Origin of the sequence: Psychrobacter sp. FME6 (assembly GCF_014861365.1) — a bacterium.
GTDB lineage: Bacteria > Pseudomonadota > Gammaproteobacteria > Pseudomonadales > Moraxellaceae > Psychrobacter.
The window spans coordinates 14219-30822 of record NZ_RRYW01000036.1 but is presented as its reverse complement, the minus strand read 5'-3'; the positions used below and the strand labels follow the sequence as shown (position 1 = coordinate 30822).

14 protein-coding genes are annotated in these 16604 nt (G+C 43.5%); 5 read left to right on the top strand and 9 right to left on the bottom strand.

Annotation, left to right across the window (positions count from 1 at the left end; genetic code table 11):
• Positions 1-50: 50 nt before the first annotated feature.
• Positions 51-818, bottom strand: coding sequence for a hypothetical protein (locus tag EI162_RS14635; protein WP_225736927.1), 768 nt, complete (start codon positions 816-818; stop codon positions 51-53).
• Positions 819-849: 31 nt separating this feature from the next.
• On the opposite strand from EI162_RS14635, the gene EI162_RS07160 reads away from it, so the two are divergent.
• The 3 genes from EI162_RS07160 (at position 850) to EI162_RS07150 (ending at position 6808) form a co-directional block, all read left to right on the top strand.
• Positions 850-3384 (top strand): M66 family metalloprotease, encoded by a 2535-nt coding sequence (locus EI162_RS07160; protein ID WP_318779298.1) that lies wholly within the window; start codon positions 850-852, stop codon positions 3382-3384.
• A 402-nt stretch (positions 3385-3786) separates the two neighbouring features.
• Positions 3787-5397: a DUF2254 domain-containing protein gene (locus EI162_RS07155; RefSeq protein ID WP_225736925.1), complete on the top strand. Its 1611-nt coding sequence runs from the start codon at positions 3787-3789 to the stop codon at positions 5395-5397.
• A gap of 136 nt (positions 5398-5533) precedes the next feature.
• Positions 5534-6808 (top strand): cation:proton antiporter, encoded by a 1275-nt coding sequence (locus tag EI162_RS07150; RefSeq protein WP_192523692.1) that lies wholly within the window; start codon positions 5534-5536, stop codon positions 6806-6808.
• Positions 6809-6972: 164 nt separating this feature from the next.
• On the opposite strand, the gene EI162_RS07145 is transcribed toward EI162_RS07150, so the two are convergent.
• The 3 genes from EI162_RS07145 to EI162_RS07135 all read right to left on the bottom strand — a co-directional run bounded on the left by EI162_RS07145 (position 6973) and on the right by EI162_RS07135 (position 9867).
• Positions 6973-7518, bottom strand: a complete 546-nt coding sequence (locus EI162_RS07145) for a DUF2127 domain-containing protein (protein ID WP_225736924.1) — start codon at positions 7516-7518, stop codon at positions 6973-6975.
• On the bottom strand, positions 7511-8722 hold the full coding sequence (locus tag EI162_RS07140; protein ID WP_192523690.1) for a dihydroorotase: 1212 nt from the start codon (positions 8720-8722) through the stop codon (positions 7511-7513). Before EI162_RS07140 ends, EI162_RS07145 begins: the two co-directional genes overlap by 8 nt.
• A gap of 71 nt (positions 8723-8793) precedes the next feature.
• Entirely contained in the window at positions 8794-9867 is a 1074-nt protein-coding gene (locus EI162_RS07135; RefSeq protein ID WP_192523689.1) for an aspartate carbamoyltransferase catalytic subunit, read from the bottom strand.
• A gap of 392 nt (positions 9868-10259) precedes the next feature.
• Here EI162_RS07135 and EI162_RS07130 point away from each other — a divergent pair, with 392 nt between their 5' ends.
• The gene (locus EI162_RS07130; protein ID WP_192523688.1) at positions 10260-11243 is read left to right on the top strand and encodes a class 1 fructose-bisphosphatase; all 984 of its coding nucleotides are present in this window, start codon (positions 10260-10262) and stop codon (positions 11241-11243) included.
• Positions 11244-11345: 102 nt separating this feature from the next.
• Positions 11346-12143: a TrmH family RNA methyltransferase gene (locus EI162_RS07125; RefSeq protein ID WP_192523687.1), complete on the top strand. Its 798-nt coding sequence runs from the start codon at positions 11346-11348 to the stop codon at positions 12141-12143.
• Between the two features lie 222 nt (positions 12144-12365).
• Here EI162_RS07125 and EI162_RS07120 read toward each other — a convergent pair whose 3' ends face one another.
• From EI162_RS07120 to EI162_RS07100, 5 genes are all read right to left on the bottom strand, one after another.
• Complete coding sequence (locus EI162_RS07120) at positions 12366-13298, bottom strand: electron transfer flavoprotein subunit alpha/FixB family protein (protein ID WP_192523686.1); 933 nt, start codon at positions 13296-13298, stop codon at positions 12366-12368.
• 130 nt (positions 13299-13428) lie between these two features.
• Entirely contained in the window at positions 13429-14178 is a 750-nt protein-coding gene (locus tag EI162_RS07115) for an electron transfer flavoprotein subunit beta/FixA family protein (RefSeq protein WP_192523685.1), read from the bottom strand.
• Positions 14179-14664: 486 nt separating this feature from the next.
• Positions 14665-15225, bottom strand: a complete 561-nt coding sequence (locus tag EI162_RS07110) for a DUF421 domain-containing protein (RefSeq protein WP_192523684.1) — start codon at positions 15223-15225, stop codon at positions 14665-14667.
• Positions 15226-15559: 334 nt separating this feature from the next.
• Positions 15560-15772, bottom strand: coding sequence for a cold-shock protein (locus tag EI162_RS07105; protein WP_057758834.1), 213 nt, complete (start codon positions 15770-15772; stop codon positions 15560-15562).
• A gap of 376 nt (positions 15773-16148) precedes the next feature.
• On the bottom strand, positions 16149-16574 hold the full coding sequence (locus EI162_RS07100; RefSeq protein WP_192523683.1) for a hypothetical protein: 426 nt from the start codon (positions 16572-16574) through the stop codon (positions 16149-16151).
• Between the last annotated feature and the right edge of the window lie 30 nt (positions 16575-16604).

Below are 16604 nucleotides of genomic sequence, written 5' to 3'. Positions count from 1 at the left end.
CCGTTCGCTATTTTTTTTGCCATCAATTTGTCGCCAATGTTCAACACGCCCTAGTGAGGGTCTAAATTGAAAATTATAACAGCACTTCCATTAAAGGCATTAAGCATTGCCATTGTTTCTATCATGCTTTCTGCCTGTGGAGGAGACGATGATAGCACGCCACCAGCAGTGCAACCTCCAGTTGACTCAGTTGAGCCCCCTACAGTAAAGCCACCAGCGACAAGTATCCCAGCTACGCCAATTGAGCCGAGCAAACCGAGCATTCCTGCTACGCCAATTGAGCCGAGCAAACCGAGCATTCCTTCAACACCAATCGGACCAAGCAAACCGAGCATTCCTTCAACACCAATCGGACCAAGCAAACCAAGTATTCCTTCGACACCAATCGGACCAAGCAAACCAAGCATTCCTGCTACACCAATCGGACCAAGCAAACCGAGCATTCCCTCGACGCCAACTGAGCCTAGTACACCAAGCATTCCTGCTACGCCAATTGAGCCGAGCAAACCGAGCATTCCTTCTACACCAATCGGACCAAGCAAACCGAGTATTCCTGCTACACCAATTGAGCCGAGCAAACCGAGTATTCCCTCGACACCAATCGGACCAAGCAAACCGAGCATTCCTGCTACGCCAATTGAGCCGAGCAAACCAAGTATTCCTTCGACACCAATCGGACCAAGCAAACCAAGTATTCCTTCGACGTCAATTGGACCGAGTACACAGCTCAAATATCCAGAGCCAAAGAAAGATATCGCTGATGCGTATTTATTAGGGTTCTTTGACCACGCGGGCAGAGCAGGAGCGATTCGAGACATCCGTCCAGACCTAGTGGGTACTTTCCAAGCTATGATTCAGTTTGGCCAGAACCATACCGTTGACCCACAAGGCAACGAAGCAAAAAACATGCCGCGCCTGACGGCAGAAAAAGAAGCGCTGTTATTAGTGACGCCTACTCCTGAGATGGGTGACGTTACTAAGCTCGTGGCAGAAATCTATAAAGATGGAGCTTTATTACGCAGCGTCAACTTAGCTGATCCGACTCAAATACCAGCCACCGATCAGACCAATACCGATCAACGCCCTCGCGTTGCTTACAGTAATCGCGCATGGTCGACCAAGCTCAACTGGGACGAGGTAGAAGGTGGCCTCAAAATCCGCATTGTGGATGAGCAGAAGCGTAGCGGTGAATTGTTAGAAGATAAAATAGACTTTGCCGCACCAGGCGAGTTGGTATTGACTAATATTCGTCTGGGTATGCTAACGGATGCACCTCAATCTTGGGGTCATTACATGTTACGCGACCCAGAAAGAGCGGGTTCAGATTACTTCCAAACCATTCCAGCGGCACAAATGACCGTTGCTGTATATGACGACATGGAGCTTGATCGAGTGATGGTGGGCAATGGCACCATCTATGATTCGGTGAGTAACTCGAACGGTGGCGTTTATGATGGCGATATGCGTGAAAACACCGCAAAAGCGACCTTTGGTGTCGGTATGAACTTGGCCAATTGGGGCGTGACTAGCGCATCGCTACACAGCCAGGAGCAGCCACAGCTGACTCAAAACGTCAACGCGCATCATGCACGCGGTAAATATGCCAATGGCGAAGCTAACCACGGCTTAAGTGGTGGTAATGGTATGCTGACTATTATCGATTCTGTGGGTAATGAGTTTAGTCACGAAATCGGCCATCACTATGGCTTAGGTCATTATCCTGGTGCAGTAGGCGATGATCATTTCTGGGCCGAGCATCATGCCGATAGTGGCTGGGGTTATAACAGCCTAAGAAATAAAATGCGTGGCAATTTAGACTGGCCACGACAAGTTGAAGGTGATGGCCTCAGTGGCAAACCTCTTTTCTTGGCCACCTATGGCTATGGCCGCGACGCGATGTCTGGCGGCTCACAGAGTGGCGCTTATTCAGACTACACCCATTACACCGGCTACAGTACCAAGATAAAAATACAGCCAGCATTTGATCGGGCAGTATTCGACGCTGATTCACCGACGGGCTATAAAAAATGGAATGCTGAACTCAGAAAAATGGAAGTGTTCCAGCCTAAAGTACCGAGGTCTGGTAATGTTTGGTATAACAGTGCCGATGGTAATTACTTAAAAGCGCGCTTACCAGGTGTGCCGGTTTTCACCATCCTAGGCGGGTATGACCCTGTGGCGCAAAAAGGGATTATTTATCCTGAGGCACGTGGTAACTGGGGTAATGTTTTTGATTTACCGACGCCAAATAACTCGCTAGAAGCGGCAAGCTGCTGGTTAAACGTCACTTATAGTAACAAAGTTGACAACATTGCTTTAGCTCCTAATCGGATGAATGGCAATGCTAATAAATTCCATGTCAATTTAGCGATTGCTGAAGACCCAAAAAAGGTGGATTTGTACTGTAAAAAAGCCAATGAAGCACAAGTACAGCTATCGACAATTGATATTCGTCAATATAGCGATCCTATTAGACCAGCAGTTACCTTTGGTAAAGATTATGGCTATACGGCACTAAGAAAGGTGGAGTTACCAGAATTAGAGCAGCAACTTATCACCCAAGCAGAGAATCCGACGGTTGTTTTGGATGCCAAAGGTAAATTGTTATATGATTCTTATAAAGAGTATCGTGATGAGCTCAGCCCGCAAGCATTGGAAACATTAGAGCGTTATGAGCAGCAGCAAGAAACTCTAAATCGCTTAAACCGTTGGGTCAATGTGTATCGTACTGATTTAATCAAGAAAGAGCCTGAAGCACTCAACGAATTTCAGCAGTTTGTTAAATGGTTAGAGCTACAAGATGACAAACCTTTAGAAAATGTTACTACTATACGTAACGGCAACAACTGTCTTAAAGTTGAAAAACTAGAAGATGGCAAGCTAAATAGCTTTATTAGCGGTCCAAGTGGTTGTACTGGTGATGACTCTGAACAGTGGGTTTATGATGTTAAAGGTAAAATCCATAGTAAAATGGCATTGGATCAGTGCTTAACGCAGCAGAGCGCTTGGGTGGTTTTGGGTGCTTGTAGTATGGACTCACCAGCGCAAGTTTGGGAGATGCACGGTGCCGACCAAATAAAACAAGGCGGCAAATGCTTTGATTTGCGAACGGGTCATTTAGTCAATAACCGCGGAAGCTTGATTACTTACAACTGTAACGGTGGTTGGAATCAGAAATGGACGACGCTGACTAAAAATCCAAGCTTTATCTTAGCAACTGCTGGTAACAATCTACCTTTAATTGTGGATAGTCTGCAAAAAGAACCAGTAACGATGGATAATTTGCAAACGCGGTCATTAAGTATGGACAGTACAGAAGAGCCGTCAGTACTAGAGAAAGTAAGCACCGCGATAAGTACTTGGATTGAGGATCTGGTCAGTTAACAGATAGTCGCGGAAGCTTGATTACTTACTATTTTAATAAAATCTTGGCAAAATAGTTATCTGACAATCTACTATAAAAAAACAACTGTATAAATAAGCCCCTATTAATAGGGGCTTATTTTTTGCTAAATTTTTAATCGCTGCAAATTATATGCTAAGGTAATTTACTATTAAGGGCTTTATTAGTCAAAGCGCATCGATGCTTTTCATTATCAGTTCACTATAGTCAGTGAGAAGTAATATCGCTACATCACGTACTGCAGGTACCGTTTTTTCTTGCTTGCTGTGCCTGTGCAGACAGAGGCTGCAAAAAAACTATACCCGCAGTATCGTAGCGTTTTTAAAGTATTTTAACTATAGAACCATATAATAAAACTTAGGTTATTTTTGGAGCACATAACGTTGGATAATTCCCCTGAAAATGGCTTAATTAAACGACTACTTACAGTCATTGCGCAAGGAATGAAGCAGTTTATTCAGTTATGGTCGCTACAGACACTGACAGACCTGCCCGACCGTCTGAGGAATTTGTGGCAGCAGCTCATTGGTTCTTATTGGTTTATTCCAACAACTTGTGTCATCGCCGGTATATTGCTCGCGCCTTTATTGGTCACTATCGATCAACACTTTGACCGTGAAACAGTCAGAGAGATTACCTTTGCTTTTACGGGTGATGACGAGGCTGCCCGCGCCATTATGACCTCGATTGCAGGCGCAGTACTCGGCGTCGCTGGTACCACCTTTTCTATTACTATCGCTGTACTGTCGATGGCCTCCTCACAATTTGGCCCACGATTATTGCGCAATTTTTTGACCGACACCCCAAACCAATTTGTATTGGGCGCGTTCATTGGTACTTTTAGCTATAGTTTATTGGTTTTAAAATCCATCCATAAATATGACGTCGCTTTCGGTGTACCGCAGCTCGCAGTGACTTTTGCTATTATAATGGCCATTGTCTGTGCGCTTTTGCTGGTCTACTTTGTACAGCATATGGTGCATGCCATACAGGCATCACATGTGATTCAAGGTGCCAGCAATGATGCTATCAAAAACATTCACTACTGGTATAAGGATCATTGCGATATTCAACATCAACGTGATATTGAACATCATGATATCGAGCAGTTTCAGGATTGGCCTGCAACGCCCATTTATCCCCCAAAACCAGGCTACTTACAGCAAATTTATCTCGAATCTCTGGCGACACTGACACAAGATTATGGCGGTGTGGTGCAGATGCGTATCAACCTCGGTAACTACGTTACGGACAAAAACGTCATTGGTTATTTTTACCAGCGCCCAGTAGTTCATCCAACCAATCAGCAAAAAACAGCCACGCCACATTTAGCTGTGATACCACGCGCACCTGATGGCATGTTTTGGCAGCGCTTTGCTGGCTGCATACGTATCGAGCAACGATTGGCGCATTCTGATGATATTGCCTATAGCTTAGGACAAATGACTGAGATTGCCGTGCGAGCCTTGTCTCCTGGTATTAATGACCCAAAAACAGCGGTCAACTGCGTACAGTCACTGACCAGCTGCTTAAGTATCATGATGCGTCGTCAGCCTCCCAGCCCCTATCATTTCTATATACCAGCACAAGATAATGATGTTACACCCAAACTTGAGTCGAAACAGCAGCGACTGGCTATATTGGCCGTGGTCACCCACACACCTAAAATATCTGATTTCCTCAACACCTCACTTGGCGAAATACGTCGTTATGCAGCGGCTGATTTGATGGTGTTAAAGGCTTTATGTCAGGCAATAGTCGATCTCAATTATGCCCACATAAATAGTGCACAGCAGCAAACGCTGTTGCATGAATTAAAACTGATTGAGCGTGCTGGGGAAGACAATCTAAGCTATCAAGAATTGGTCGATGATTTAGTAGCCATGTGTCAACAAGCACAGGAATTTATTCTCAGTAATGACGCTCAGCATCGATATTTTAATTACGTTAGTGAGTTTGACGCTCATATCGCTCAAGCATTACAAACCCAATAAACATAAACCCTATTACACCCATTATTTGATATAGGTAGATCTTATAAAGACCAAAAAATAACTAAAATCAAACCTATTTAGTCTCTATAAGCGCTAAGCTTAGAGCAATTTCCCATACTCACCTGAGACCCTTTTCATGACCCCTACAAGCAGCCTGACTATACTCGAAATCAGCGCCATATTTTTATCTATCACTGCCTTACTGACTTATATTAACCATCGTTTTATTGGTCTACCGACCACGATTGGCGTAATGGTTATCTCCATTTTATTGTCTATTGGCGCCATATTTCTGGGTTTTTTAGGGTTCGATGAGCTTATTGATTATGAGATGAGCTTGTTGGCGCAGCTTGATTTCACTGAAGTATTATTAGACGGCATGCTTTCTATGTTGCTGTTTGCTGGTGCTTTACACGTCAACATTGGTGATTTAAAACGTTATCAGCTGCCCATAGGTATTCTTGCCTGCATTGGCACCATTGTCTCTGCGTTACTTATCGCGACCGCACTTTATTTTATGCTGCCATTGTTCGGCTTTGGTTTGCCATTTCTGTGGTGTTTATTGTTTGGGGCTCTGATATCACCGACTGACCCCATTGCTGTGATGGGCATTCTCTCATCCGCAGGTGCCCCAAAAAGTATCGAAACCGTCATCGCCGGGGAGTCTTTATTCAACGATGGTATCGGTGTGGTTATTTTTGTAATCTTACTTGGTATTTTATCGAGTGGTGATATCCCAACTGCCAATTATGTGGCGCATACGCTAGCGGTCGAAGCCGGTGGCGGCATTGTTTTTGGTTTTGTACTCGGTGCGATTTTATATTACATGCTAAAAAGTATCGACAGTTATCAAGAAGAGGTACTCTTAACCCTAGCAGGCGTGATAGGTGGTTATGCGCTGGCCAGCCATTGGCATTTATCAGGTCCACTGGCGATGGTGATGATGGGCTTGATGGTAGGTAATCGCGGGCGGGAGCTGGCGATGAGCGATAAAACTCGCCACTATATTGATTTATTTTGGGAATTAATCGATGAAATCTTAAACGCCATTTTATTTGTATTAATCGGCCTAGAAGTGGTGATGATTGCTTACTCAGGCAATTTATTTATCGCCGCTGGCTTAACGATTGTTATCGCCTTACTCGCTCGATTTATTGTCGTCGGTATGACCACCAAAACCTTCCATCGCCAGCTTGATTTGCCAACAGGCGCATGGAAAGTGCTGACATGGGGCGGATTACGCGGTGGCATCTCGGTTGCCCTGGTATTACAATTACCAATAGGCACCGAGCGCGATATTTTATTGGCATTGACTTATGCTGTGGTAATATTCTCTATCTTGGTACAAGGTTTAAGTGTTGGCAAAGTGGCCAAAAGTATTCGCACTGATGAAAACACAGCAAAGCTATAACCTATAAATAGTTTAAATTAAGTCGTTTTATTAGGGCGTGTTGAATATTCACAAATAGGCACTGCTGATTGATCGAATATTCAACACGCCCTAAAAGAAAAGCCTGCATAAGATAGTATTCTTACGCTGGCTTTTTCATGTATATTCAATTCTTTTAATAATCGCTATATCAGACCCTTCCGTTTCATATTACGATAAACCACAATGACGATAAAAATGTTCGAGACCAGTATTCCAAGTTTAAACCAGTCAAACGGGCTAGCAAAAAGATAATAGAGCTCAATAGGGATAAACACCCCATAACCCAGCACACCAAACCAATAGGCCCATGTTTTATCTTGCCACAAGCCATAGGCTTCAAGAAAGCGTAGACTGGCATAAGCGCATATTAATAATAAAAATACTGGCCAGTTTCTGCTTGCCTGCTGGGCGATGCGTACTGCGCTATCAACTTGCGCTGCCAACAGCTGACCGAAGTATTGTTGCCAAGAGGCGGTGGCAGTAGCGATCCAGTGCTCAAGATCACCATGCCACGACCACAAAGCCACTGCCCCTAATACCGCGCCTAGCCCTTTGACCACCTCATAGATTGCTACCGCTTTGATAGACTCACTGGAAGTACTGTGCGGCTTGTCTTTTTGGCTTATGTCAGCACTATTATCCTGCATATCTGACGGCAGACTGTCATCCTGTTTGGGCAATTTAGCCAAAGAACGTCTCCACAACGCGACCCTGTAGTTGCTGGTTAAAGAACGGCGTGTTTTTGCCATTCGACAGCATTGTTTCGGTGGTCACCTGCCATTCAAGGTTGGGATCAACCAATATTGCACCACCGATACTTTCGTATTGCTCGTCAATACCAGCGATTTTTGCAGGGTTAAGGCAGATTTTATCAACCAGCTGCTCTAAGGTTAATACCTCATCTTGCACCAGCTGACACGCCAGCGCCATAAAGGTATCAAAGTTTGAGATACCGGGAGTACTCTCAGCAAACGGTGCTTTTTTAGCCGTGCTATTTAGTGGCTCATGATGACTACAAATCGCATCGATAGTGCCGTCTTTTAGACCACGGCGAATCGCTTGCTGATCAGTATTACTACGTAGTGGCGGTAACACATAAGCTTGGGCATCAAAGCCTTCTAGGTTGTCATCGGTCAAATACAACTGATGCATCGCCACATCACAAGTCACGGGCAAACCTTTATCTTTGGCCCAGCGCATCAGCTCGATTGAAGACTTGCACGATAATTGACTAAAATGAGCAGCGATACCCGTCTCTTCTACCATTAACAACTGGGTAGATAAAGCGACCGTTTCGGCAATCCAAGGAATACCTTGCAAGCCATGATAGGAGGCAATATAGCCTTCGTGCGCCACGCCATCGCCAGACAAACTTGGCTCATCAGGATAAAAGAATACTTTCATGCCAAAAGTCGCGGCATACTCTAGTGTGCGCAGGAGTACCAAATCATTCTTAAAAGGTCTACGAGCGTTAGAGACAGCGATACAGCCGCCTTTTTTAAGCCCTGCAATATTAGAGGGACGTTCGCCTTCTAGCCCAGCAGTCAATGCGCCTAAAATATGCAGATAAATGCCGCCATCATCAAGCGCGCGCTCACGCAAGCCTTTTAATAATGAGCCATTTTCCAAGATAGGATTGGTGTCAGGTGGCGTCACCACATGCAAAAAGCCATTGGCACGAGCAGCACGCCCTTCTGACTCCAACGTACCATGCTGCTGTTGTCCCGGTTCACGCAAGCGGGCGCACAAGTCAACCAATGGGGGCAGCAACCACATCTCTCGCCCTGCTTCGAGATTAGCCAGTTTGTCAGTTACTGTACTTGGCAATGCACTTTGAAAGGTTTTTGGTAAGCAGTTAAGTAGCGTAGCGTCAGTGTTTATCATAGTGGTCATGAGCGTTGTTACCGTATTAATAAAATGGAGTGAATAAGAATAAAACAAGGTGGCCAGATATTAGGCAAATATTAACTACCAGTCGCTTGATGCGCGCGTTGACCTTCCATTGCCAGTGCCAGCACCGCCATACGAATAGCAATGCCGTTGTTTACTTGTTTTAAAATCACAGATTGGGTGCCATCGGCAACGCTGGAGGCAATCTCAACCCCACGGTTCATCGGCCCTGGATGCATAATTAGCGCATCAGGCTTCGCCAATGCCACGCGCTCTGGCGTAATGCCATAGTGTTTATAATATTCACTCGATGATGCCAATAGTGGTGAGCCGATACGCTCGTTTTGTATTCTTAACCCCATAATGACATCACAGTCAGTCACACATTCATTCATATTTTCATAAACTTGCACACCAAAGCGCTCAATACCTTTAGGTAATAACGTGCGCGGCGCACAGACACGAATGTCTTTAACCCCTAATGTTTGCAGCGCACTGATATCAGAACGAGCTACCCGAGAGTGCTTGATATCGCCAATGATAGCTACCGATAACTCCTCAAAAGGACGCGGTGCTTCACGGTGAATGGTCAGCATATCCAGCATACCCTGAGTCGGATGTGCGTGCCAGCCATCACCGCCATTAATAATGGCGATATCTGGCGTCACTTCTGTTGCCATAAAATGAGCCGCGCCTGATGCGGAATGCCGCACCACAAAAATATCTGCGGTCATGGCTTGCAAATTCCATAACGTATCGCGCAAGCTCTCCCCTTTTTTGGTACTGGAGCGTTCGATATCTATATTGAGTACATTGGCGCCCAGACGCTTTTCTGCTACTTCAAAAGTAGTACGCGTACGAGTCGATGGCTCAAAAAACAGATTCATCACCGTGTAGCCTTCAAGTTCAGGGCGGTTGATAAGCTGGCCATTCTCATCAAAGAACGTCTCGGCTTTAGCAATAATCGCTTGCAGCTGTGCTTTGTTAAGGCCTTCTACGCCCAGAAAATGACGAATCGTACCATCATTATTGAGCTGTGGACGACTTAACGATGTATCGAGCTTTTGATGAATAACATTGGGATCAAGTTTTGTATAATCAGTCGGTGAGATTGTATCTGTTGAACGGCTATCGATAGGTTTTGACATAATGACCTGTCTGTATTTTAAGTTTATATGAGTCTATATTAATCATTTATTCATCTTTATTCGAGCATTTATAGCAGATGCGCACAGATACGAGGACATTTTGGCGCTTATTTGCTACAATTTACCCCATGCCAAATAGACTCGGTAGTCCTGTTGGATAATACCCATCCATTTTGAGCACCACCATCAAAAATCAGCCCTTTAAAACATCAATGAATAATAATAGCGATAGTGTAGCTGATTTTATGGTCAGGACAAAGATGCCATACAGGCTATTTAAAAATTTGCCCGTTTAAGATGGTTTAATGCTCTTTACTCCTTTTCTCTGATTATTACCTATTCCTCTACTTTCAGTACCATTTATCTATCCATGTCATTTATTAGGAAGCACTATGACGACCTTAGCAAATTATCTAAATAGCCATGCAACCAGTCCTGCGCTCAACGATATCATTACGACCGTCACTGACGTCGGTAAAACCATCTCACAACTACTCAGAAAAGGGGCTCTAGCAGATATCCTTGGCGAAGCGGGCAATCAAAATGTACAAGGTGAAGACCAAAAAAAACTAGACGTGCTGTCTAATGACTTACTATTAGAGGCTTTAGCAAACAATACGCATTGTGCAGGTGTTGCTTCAGAAGAACTCGATAATGCGACCCCAGCCAATGCTGATGGCAGTCTCTTGGTGTTATTTGATCCCCTTGATGGCTCATCCAATATCGATATCAACATGGCCGTTGGCACTATCTTCTCCATTCTACCGTATCAGCGCCAAGGTCAAGTTAGTGAAAACAGTGATTTTTTACAGGCGGGCAATCAACAACAAGCAGCGGGCTATTTATTATACGGCACCTCTACCGTACTAGCACTGACCATCACTGATAGCGTGGTTATGTTCAGCTTAGACCCAGATACGAACGAGTATGTGCTGATAAAAGACAATGTGCAAATCGACGCCGATACCAGCGAATATGCCATCAATGCCTCAAATTATCGCTACTGGCGCGCGCCAATGCAACAGTATATCGACGAGCTCATCGCAGGCGAGACAGGGGTGCGTGGTCGAGACTTCAATACTCGCTGGGTAGCTGCAATGGTCGGTGACGTGCATCGCATTTTATGTCGCGGTGGCCTCTTCACTTATCCGTTTGATACCAAGTATGCCAATAAAGCGGGCAAGCTTCGCTTGATGTATGAAGCCAACCCCATGAGTTTACTCATCGAGCGCGCGAGCGGCGGCGCAACGGATGCGGTCAATCGTATCTTAGATATAGAGCCAACCGATATTCATCAACGTGTGCCTGTGGTGCTGGGTAGCAGAAACGAAGTCGATTATGTTAAAAAACTACATTTAGCTCACGCTGAAAAATAAACCCTCCTATCTACTGTGATAATGACCCGCACAAAGCCAAGTATATAATACACTTTATGTGGGTCATTTAAATTCTTAATATTTTTCTCTAAGCGATCCATTATGGTAGCAAATCCCACCGAGCTTATTACCTCAGATAAGAATACAACGGTCAAGCTAGTCAAAGCACTATTGACGCAAGCCCGCCAGCGCAAAAAACACGAACAAACGGTAATCGAGGGCGTCCATCTTATCGATGCAGCGCTACGTAGTGATTATCCGTTCGTGCAGATACTGCTTGCAGAGGCAGCTCAGCAGCATCCCGAAGTTCAGCAAATCTTATCTCGCCTGCCAACTTATACACCGATTTTGATTTTGACCGACGCGCTTTATGCAAGCATCCGTAGTTTGGGAACTGGTATTGATATCATGGCAATCCTTAAGGTGCCAACGCCTAGTTTATCAATGATAAATAATGACTGCCTGATTCTCAATGATGTGCAAGACAGTGGCAATGTCGGTACGCTATTACGTACCGCCGCAGCCGTTGGTATCCAAAACATACTTTGTACCAGTGCCACGGCGCAAGCTTGGTCACCGAAGACATTGCGTGCGGGCATGGGAGCGCAGTTTGCGTTAACTATATATGAAGGTTTAGAGGTACAAGATATTTTAAACCATGTGCAAACGCCGCTATTTGCGACCAGCTCACATACCGATACGGTCATTTATCAGCATGATCTGAAGCAGCCAGTCGCTTGGATTATGGGTCATGAAGGTCAAGGAGTTTGTGACGAGCTAATGCAATGCGCTACCCCTATCGCCCTGCCACAACCAAATGGTCAAGAAAGCCTTAATGTCGCGATTGCAGGCTCGCTATGCTTATATGAGACGCTACGCCAAAGAAGCTATAGTCAGTGAGAAGTAATATCGCTACATCACGTACTGCAGGTACCGTTTTTTCTTGCTTGTTGTGCCTATGCAGACAGAGGCTGCAAAAAAACTATACCCGCAGTATCGTAGCGTTTTTAAAGTATTTTAACTATATAGCTAATACCGCCAACTAAATCAGCACTATTTTTATATAAAAAAGCCCGCTATCAACAATAGCGGGCTTTTTCTATTTCATTTTAATAAAAGCAATTAAACCTTGCTGGTTAGCTCAGGCAGCGCTTCAAACAAATCAGCTTCTAAGAAGTAATCCGCAACACTAGCGATTGGTGCTTCTGGGTCATTGTTGATAGCAACGATGACTTTAGAATCTTTCATGCCCGCTAAATGCTGAATGGCACCTGAGATACCAGCAGCGATATACAAATCTGGCGCTACGATCTTACCTGTTTGTCCGACTTGCATATCGTTTGGCACATAGCCAGCATCCACTGCCGCGCGTGATGCACCAACTGCTGCACCCAATTTATCAGCTAGTGGATCGATATATTTAGTAAAGTTCTCACCGTTTGCTAAAGCGCGGCCACCAGATATAACGATTGACGCTGAGGTTAATTCAGGACGGTCAGATTTGGCCATCTCTTCATTAACAAAGCTTGATTTGCCAAGCTCTTGCACATTGTCGATTGTTTCGACAGTGGCTGAACCACCCTCGCTTGCTACTGGATCAAAAGCAGTAGTACGTACGGTTAGTACCACTTTATCTTCTGATGTTTTTACCGTTGCGGTCGCATTACCCGCATAGATAGGACGCTCAAACGTTTGAGTGTCTACTACAGCAGAGATTTCTGACAGCATACTGACATCAAGCAAAGCGGCGACACGTGGCATAAAGTTTTTACCAGTGGTCGTTGCGGCAGCGATGATATGGCTATAGTCACCCGCAATATCAGCGACCAATAATGCCACGTTGCCTGCCAACTGATGCTCATAAGCAGCATTGTCTGCTAACAGTACTTTGCTCACGCCTTCCGCTTTTGCTGCTTCATCAGCGACTGCTTGGTTACCACTACCAGCGACTAACACATGGACGTCATCACCCATTTGTTTCGCAGCAGCGATGGTGTTCAAAGTTGCCTTTTTTAGACTGGCATTGTCGTGTTCTGCATATACCAAAATTGCCATTGTTTTAATCCTTTATTTGTTCGTATTATCTATTCATGCGGTTGTTTGTGTACAAGGTCAATTTTTCAGCCAACATTGAATCAACCGACTGAGATATATAACCTTGTACATGATATGCCATAGCGAAGTATTAGATTACTTTTGCTTCGTTCTTTAGCTTATCAACCAACTCGTCCACTGAACCTACTGTAATACCAGCTTTGCGTTCAGCAGGTGGCATAACTTTAATAATCTCTTGCTTAGAGGCCATATCAACACCAAAATCAGCTGGCGTTTTTTCATCAAGCGGTTTCTTCTTCGCTTTCATGATGTTAGGCAATTTAGCATAACGTGGCTCATTCAGACGTAAATCAGTCGTGATAACCGCTGGTAAATCAAGGGCAACAGTTTGTAAGCCGCCATCGATTTCGCGAGTCACATTGACTTTATCGCCTTCAACTTTCACTTCTGATGCAAACGTGCCCTGACCGATACCCATCAATGCTGCTAGCATTTGACCGGTTTGGTTATTATCGTCATCAATCGCTTGCTTACCTAATAAGATAATATCGGTAGACTCAGCTTCAGCGACATTCTTAAGTATTTTAGCGACTTGTAATGGATAAGGCTTATCGTCAGTCAATACTAATACACCGCGATCAGCGCCCAATGCTAACGCCGCACGAATTTGTTCTTGCGACTCTTTTGGACCAATTGATGCGACGATGATTTCATCAATCACGCCCGCCTCTTTTAGACGAACCGCTTCTTCTACGGCGATCTCATCAAAAGGGTTGATTGACATTTTAGTGTTAGATAAGTCTACGCCAGAGTTATCAGCTTTTACACGAACTTTTACGTTGTAATCAATGACACGCTTGACCGCTACTAATGCTTTCATACGTTCCTCGTTTATTAATGTTATGAATTAAAAATTGTCAGTTAAGAAATTATCGATTAAGAACCAAAGGTTTATTGTTTCTCAAGTTGTGGTTCAAATTGTCGTTCAAAATGCTACTTAGGGTTGTTACTGCAGCAGCAGAAAATCGTTAATATCAAGCAAAATAAAATAACACCAAAAACATAGTGATATTATATGCTCTATTAATACTACCTGCTAAAGCTAAGCCAACCGTTATTATCAGACCCATATATCTTGCGTGAGCACAGACATAAGGTCAAGACAACGCCGTGAATAATGCGTCATAAATTTGTCACCATTCCATAATAAATAGTTTATAAGCGCGCAATTTTGCACTTTACGCTTACTATTATTACTGACCTTCTACTCTTTTATAGCACGCTTAGCCCTTTGCGCACTTAATACCTTGTTATTATTTATCTCTTTGAGTATATTTAAGTAAAGTGTTTGAGCCATATTATAATACTATGATGCGCTGTTATTGGGCGTAATCAGCAGCTCGCTATCCCGTATATCATCGAATAAAGACCAGTCTGGCGTTACGCCGTCACTTTTTAGAACGCTCATATCACCAGTGGTTTCCATAATTACGGCAAACACTTCAGCTTTAGATTTGATACCGTTCTTGCGCAGCACTTCTTGCACATCACTGGTACTCAAATTAGCCTCTTTTAAATTATCCCAAAGATACTCACCGTGTGCCATCAGTATTATGGCCTGATTGTCTATCAAAGACTTAAATGGCTTAACTTTACGTCTAATAATCGAAATAACACCCTGAATCACAAACAGCACAGCAACAGCAAATAAACCTTGAGATAAGGAAGGGGTATCTGACAGTACCGTGGAAGCCAGTATGCTACCAATACCGACAGTCATCGCAAAGTCATGACTTGAGAGCTTAGAGAAGCTGCGCAACCCCATCAGGCGTGTGAACACCATCAAACCCAGATAAAACCCTATGGCAGATAAAGAAATCCCTAGCACTTGCTGCGAATCAATCGAAAACCATGTCTCCCACTGCATAAAGTGACCTTACTTTGCTACGTCTTTATTGAATGAATAAACTTATACCAAACCCAAAAAGTAAGATTAGCTGCGTCAAACTCGTTTAGTCTACAAAGCGTAGTACTTACACTCGTTTTCCTTGCCACTCTAATTTTTGTGAATGGTATTATATGCTTCCTTCTCTCAACGAAAGATGAAAGGGCATAAAAAAAGCAACCTGATGAGAGGTTGCTTTTTTTTAAAGTCGAAACAGTATTTTTATTGTTTTAACAAACAAAGTAATCAATGCGTATTAATAATCTGACTATTATTAAGTTAACTGAAAAATCAGCTTCCTTAATATTAAGTGAGATTAGATAGCTTCGATTTGCTCAGCTTGTGGGCCTTTTTTGCCATCACCTAAGATGAAAGACACTTTTTGGCCTTCGGCTAGGGTTTTGAAACCGTTACCTTGGATAGCGCTGTAGTGAGCAAATACGTCTTGTCCGCCATTGTCTTGAGCGATAAAACCAAAACCTTTAGCTTCATTAAACCACTTTACAGTGCCTTCAACTTTATCTGACATAAATTTTCCTAACTCTTTAACTGTTGGCGAGACGTGTGTCATCACCGATTAATTGATATATACCCAAATAAACTTCTGCTAAAAGCAACAATCAAAATTGTTAAATTACCTTGCGGAATCCTTAATATTTTGACCTAAATCTTTCGGGTACAAGCTGATTATAGCAGCTTTTGATAAGTGCAACAGGGTAAATTGATGATTTTTGTAAACAGTTAAAAGTATTTTTATAAGTGGACAAAGTAAACAAGTAGGCCGTCAATACATTGATATAAAAGATGTTTTTATCAGCTTAGATTTTTTCTAAATATAAAGAGAAGGGTCTAGCTAATAAACAATGCTACTAAATAACTCTAATTAGCTATTACTTACAAACTGCTTATTGAGCGATTGGTAACCACGGTGCACTTAATACCAATAAACACAGCGCAAAAAATATCAACGAAAATGACTGGCTATAAGCAATGTATTTAGGAGGTATCACCAAATCTTTAGGAGAATCTGGAATACCTTTGCGTTTTAACAGTCGCGTGCCATATATCCAGCCAAAAGTGGTATAAATACCATAGGCAGCAGGTACTGTGACCGCCAGCGGTGTCAGGTCAAGCACATATAACATGACGACAGAAATAAAGAACCAGAGCGTATCTAGAAGAGAGCTGACTTTGAAGAATTTAGATTGGGGTAGTTTGCCATCGGTTTTTTTGAGCATCTCCCCTTCTATCCATATTAAAACGGCCACCACAGCGCTAAGAGTAATATACACGAATTGCGGCGTTAGCCAGTCAGGATAAGATATTTGCACAACACACAACCTGTAATCTAAAAAAAGAAG

Bases quoted from the DNA above. Each gene is read 5' to 3' on its own strand.
- EI162_RS14635 (WP_225736927.1), bottom strand. From the start codon at position 818: ATGTCTCGAATCGCTCCTGCTCTGCCCGCGTGGTCAAAGAACCCTAAT.
- EI162_RS07160 (WP_318779298.1), top strand. From the start codon at position 850: ATGATTCAGTTTGGCCAGAACCATACCGTTGACCCACAAGGCAACGAA.
- EI162_RS07150 (WP_192523692.1), top strand. From the start codon at position 5,534: ATGACCCCTACAAGCAGCCTGACTATACTCGAAATCAGCGCCATATTT.
- EI162_RS07140 (WP_192523690.1), bottom strand. From the start codon at position 8,722: ATGACCACTATGATAAACACTGACGCTACGCTACTTAACTGCTTACCA.
- EI162_RS07135 (WP_192523689.1), bottom strand. From the start codon at position 9,867: ATGTCAAAACCTATCGATAGCCGTTCAACAGATACAATCTCACCGACT.
- EI162_RS07130 (WP_192523688.1), top strand. From the start codon at position 10,260: ATGACGACCTTAGCAAATTATCTAAATAGCCATGCAACCAGTCCTGCG.
- EI162_RS07125 (WP_192523687.1), top strand. From the start codon at position 11,346: ATGGTAGCAAATCCCACCGAGCTTATTACCTCAGATAAGAATACAACG.
- EI162_RS07120 (WP_192523686.1), bottom strand. From the start codon at position 13,298: ATGGCAATTTTGGTATATGCAGAACACGACAATGCCAGTCTAAAAAAG.
- EI162_RS07115 (WP_192523685.1), bottom strand. From the start codon at position 14,178: ATGAAAGCATTAGTAGCGGTCAAGCGTGTCATTGATTACAACGTAAAA.
- EI162_RS07110 (WP_192523684.1), bottom strand. From the start codon at position 15,225: ATGCAGTGGGAGACATGGTTTTCGATTGATTCGCAGCAAGTGCTAGGG.
- EI162_RS07105 (WP_057758834.1), bottom strand. From the start codon at position 15,772: ATGTCAGATAAAGTTGAAGGCACTGTAAAGTGGTTTAATGAAGCTAAA.